Raw genomic sequence first — 3,183 nt, 5'->3', positions numbered from 1 at the left:
AGGCGGGGGCGGTGGGGCGAGCGCGGCGGTGACCCGCCGCACGGTCAGCACCGCGAGCACGCCGGCCACCACGATCCAGACGGGAAGCTGGAGGCCGACCGCACGCAGGCCGACCAGGACGACCGCGGTGGCCGCAGCCGCCACGAGGAGGACGCGGAACACCGCCCGGGCCCGTCCGCCACGCGCCCGGCCCAACCGGGGAGACGGCTCCTCCTCGAAGCTGAGCAGATCGTCGAGGCCGGCCCGCTCACTCACCGGGCTCTCTCCGTTCGCGACTGCGGGGCTCGCAAAACCGGCTCACTCCTCGCACTCACGCCGGCACCTCGTCGGCGGTCGCGAGGGCGGCCAGTTCGCCGCGCAGCCGGCGCAACGCGGCCCGGGCCTGGTCGCGCATCCGCGCGTCCACGGTGTGGGTGGCGTACCGGGCCTCACGGTAGACGTGGGCGAAGCCGTCGAGCACGTCGGCGCTGGCGATGGCGGGCACGCCGGCGGCGACGTCGCCCCGCAGCAGCCGGGTCACCAGGTCGGTCGGGGTGTCGCCGGTGCGCCGCGGCACGCCGACCTCGGTGGCGGCCTCCTCCAGCCGGACCCAGCAGGCGATGACGGCGGTGCGGGGATCGGTGTCGGCGTCGTCCAACTCGACCAGTCCGGCGTCGAGCGCGGCCACCACCTCCCGGGCGGTGCCCTCGGCGGTGCGCCGGGCCCGGGTCACCGGGACGGCCCGGGTGGTGCGGCGCAACGCGCCCCGCAGCAGCGTCCAGGCCAGATAGCCGAGCGCGGCCAGGATCGCGAGTCCGAGCAGGACGACCGCCGCGGTGACGATCCACCGCGGCACGTCCGCCTGGGTGTCCTCCGCGCCCTCGCGGGGTTCGACCGGGATCGAGGGCGCCGGTTCGGCGGTCGGATACTGCGGGACGTACGGGATGTTGTCGGCGGCCGGCGGGATACGGCTGGCACCGATCGAGGAGTGCCCGGCGGCGAGCGCGGCGGCGGCGAGCAGCAGAGCCATCGCGGCGACTGGCCACCACCTGCGCAGTACGCCGAGGTCCATCGCCACCGCCCCACGCAGTTCAGTCCACCCCGGCGAACTGTTTCGCCCGGGCGAACACGTCGTCCAGCATCCCTGGTGTCAGCCGTCCCGTGAACGTGTTCTGCTGGCTGACGTGGTAGCAGCCGAGCAGGGTGGGGGCGGCCGTACCGGACCAGTGTGCCCCATGGCCGAATACCGGTCGCGGGCTGGGCGGGACGATGCCGTACACCCGGCGCAGCACCGGCCACCAGGCGGCCCACGCGAACGCGCCCAACGCCACCACGACGCGCACGGTGGGCCGGATCAGCGCGACCTCCCGGTGCAGCCAGGGGGCGCAGGTGTCCCGTTCGGCCGGGGTCGGTTTGTTGTCCGGCGGGGCGCACCGGACCGCGCTGAAGATGCGCACGTCGCGCAGGGCCAGCCCGTCGTCGGCGGCCACGCTGGTCGGCTGGTTGGCCAGGCCGGCCCGGTGCAGCGCGGCGAACAGCACGTCGCCGGAGCGGTCGCCGGTGAAGATCCGGCCGGTGCGGTTGCCGCCGTGGGCGGCGGGGGCCAGGCCGAGGATGGCGATCCGGGCGTCCGGCGGCCCGAGGCCGGGCACCGGGCGACCCCAGTAGTCCTGGTCGCGGAAGGCCGCCCGCTTCGTCCGGGCGACCTCCTCCCGCCAGGCGACCAGCCGGGGGCAGGCGAAGCAGTCGCTGACCGCCCCGTCGAGGTCGACCAGGTCGGTCGCCCGCGCGGCGCGGGCGACCACCTCGTCGGGGGTACGGGCCTCAGCCAAGCTTGGCCCGGAAGAGTTCGAGGGTCCGGGCCCAGGCGGTGGCGGCGGCCCGCTGGTCGAAGTGCTCCGGCCGATCCTCGTTGAAGAACGCGTGCGCGGTGCCCGGGTAGTCGTGGGTCTGGCAGGTGCCGCCGGCCGCCTCGACGGCCCGCCGGACGGTCTGCACCCCGTCGGCGCTGGAGGTGCCGTCGGCCTCGGAGCAGTGGATGAGCGCCGCCTTGCCCGCGTAGTCCGGCCACTGCGGGCTCATCCCCTCCCAGGGCAGCCGGGGGTAGAACGCGGCGGTGGCGACGATCCGCTCGCAGCGGGTGGCCGCCCAGAGAGCCAGGCTGGCACCGGCGCAGAACCCGGCACAACCGATCTTGCCGGCGACGTCGAGCCGGCCGGCCAGGTACTCGGCGGCACCGGCGATGTCCGTCGCGGCCTCGTCCATCTGCGTGCTGTTCAACATCTGCCGCGGCTCACTCGGCTTGCTGGCCGGGGCGCCGTGCCGGAAGTCCGGGGCGAGGGCGACGAAGCCGGCCTCGGCGAACCGGTCCACGACCGCCCGGACGTGGGGTACCAGCCCCCACCAGTCCTGGATGACGATGACCGCCGGGCTGGCCGCACCGCTGGAGGGTATCGCGAGATACCCCTCGCGAGCCCCGTCGGTACCGGTGTAGCTCACCATTTCGCCCATGGGTCTGCCCTCCTGACGGTCAGTCATCGTTGGCTGGTCGTACAGTGGTCGTACGTGCCGGTAGCCTGCCATGCCGGGGAACGGCCGGGAAGACGCGAGGACAGTGGCATACACCTCCCGTTCACCTCGACGCGAGTGCGGACACGACGGTGGCGACGCCGGGATGCCCCCCGCGCCGCCACCGGTGAACTGCGGTCAGCTCTTCTTCGTCAGGCAGAGCAGGTAGCCCTGCTCGCCCGGCGCGATGTTGTAGAAGACGTAGCCGTCCTGGCCGGGCGCGACGAACGACTCGCACGCCTTGCCGGAGCGGGCCTGGTCGTGGGTCTGGTCGGCCACCCGGCCGACCACCGTGTACGCCGCCTGAGTGGTGTCGCAGTCGACCACTGTCACGTCGCGTACCGTCCGTTCCTCCGCGCCGCTGACGTCCGGCAGGTCGGTCAGGCAGTCACCGACCCGGGCCCGCTGCACCGGGTCGGGGTGAAGCAGGTCGGCCAGCGCCTCGGCGGCGCCGAACTTCAGCGCGCCGGCGACGAGCAACCCGACCACCACGGCGACGACGGCGAGCGTCTTGAGGACGCCGAGTCCGGCGGCCAGCGGCCCCGGCCGCTCGTCCTCTCCGCCGTCCGCCCCGGTCTGCGGCTCATCCTCGGTCTCGGTTTCGGGCGGTTCGGGCTGCGCGGCGGGGGGTTCGGT

General features: G+C 74.5%; 4 protein-coding genes and 1 pseudogene. All 5 read right to left on the bottom strand.

Going from position 1 to position 3,183, the window contains the following annotated elements; translation table 11 throughout:
- Positions 1-255, bottom strand: a pseudogene (locus E1182_RS29940) (hypothetical protein); the annotation flags it as partial.
- A 55-nt stretch (positions 256-310) separates the two neighbouring features.
- Positions 311-1,051 (bottom strand): DUF4129 domain-containing protein, encoded by a 741-nt coding sequence (locus tag E1182_RS29935; RefSeq protein WP_132271089.1) that lies wholly within the window; start codon positions 1,049-1,051, stop codon positions 311-313.
- A 19-nt stretch (positions 1,052-1,070) separates the two neighbouring features.
- Positions 1,071-1,784, bottom strand: a complete 714-nt coding sequence (locus tag E1182_RS29930; RefSeq protein WP_132271087.1) for a uracil-DNA glycosylase — start codon at positions 1,782-1,784, stop codon at positions 1,071-1,073.
- 19 nt (positions 1,785-1,803) lie between these two features.
- On the bottom strand, positions 1,804-2,490 hold the full coding sequence (locus E1182_RS29925; RefSeq protein ID WP_132271085.1) for a dienelactone hydrolase family protein: 687 nt from the start codon (positions 2,488-2,490) through the stop codon (positions 1,804-1,806).
- 195 nt (positions 2,491-2,685) lie between these two features.
- On the bottom strand, positions 2,686-3,183 hold a 498-nt coding region (locus tag E1182_RS31435), incomplete at its 5' end, for a hypothetical protein (RefSeq protein ID WP_165942767.1).

The organism is Micromonospora sp. KC721 (assembly GCF_004348355.1).
In the GTDB taxonomy this organism is placed as follows: Bacteria; Actinomycetota; Actinomycetes; order Mycobacteriales; family Micromonosporaceae; genus Micromonospora.
The sequence above is the reverse complement of the archived record's forward strand: the minus strand, read 5'-3'. Positions and strand labels throughout refer to the sequence as shown.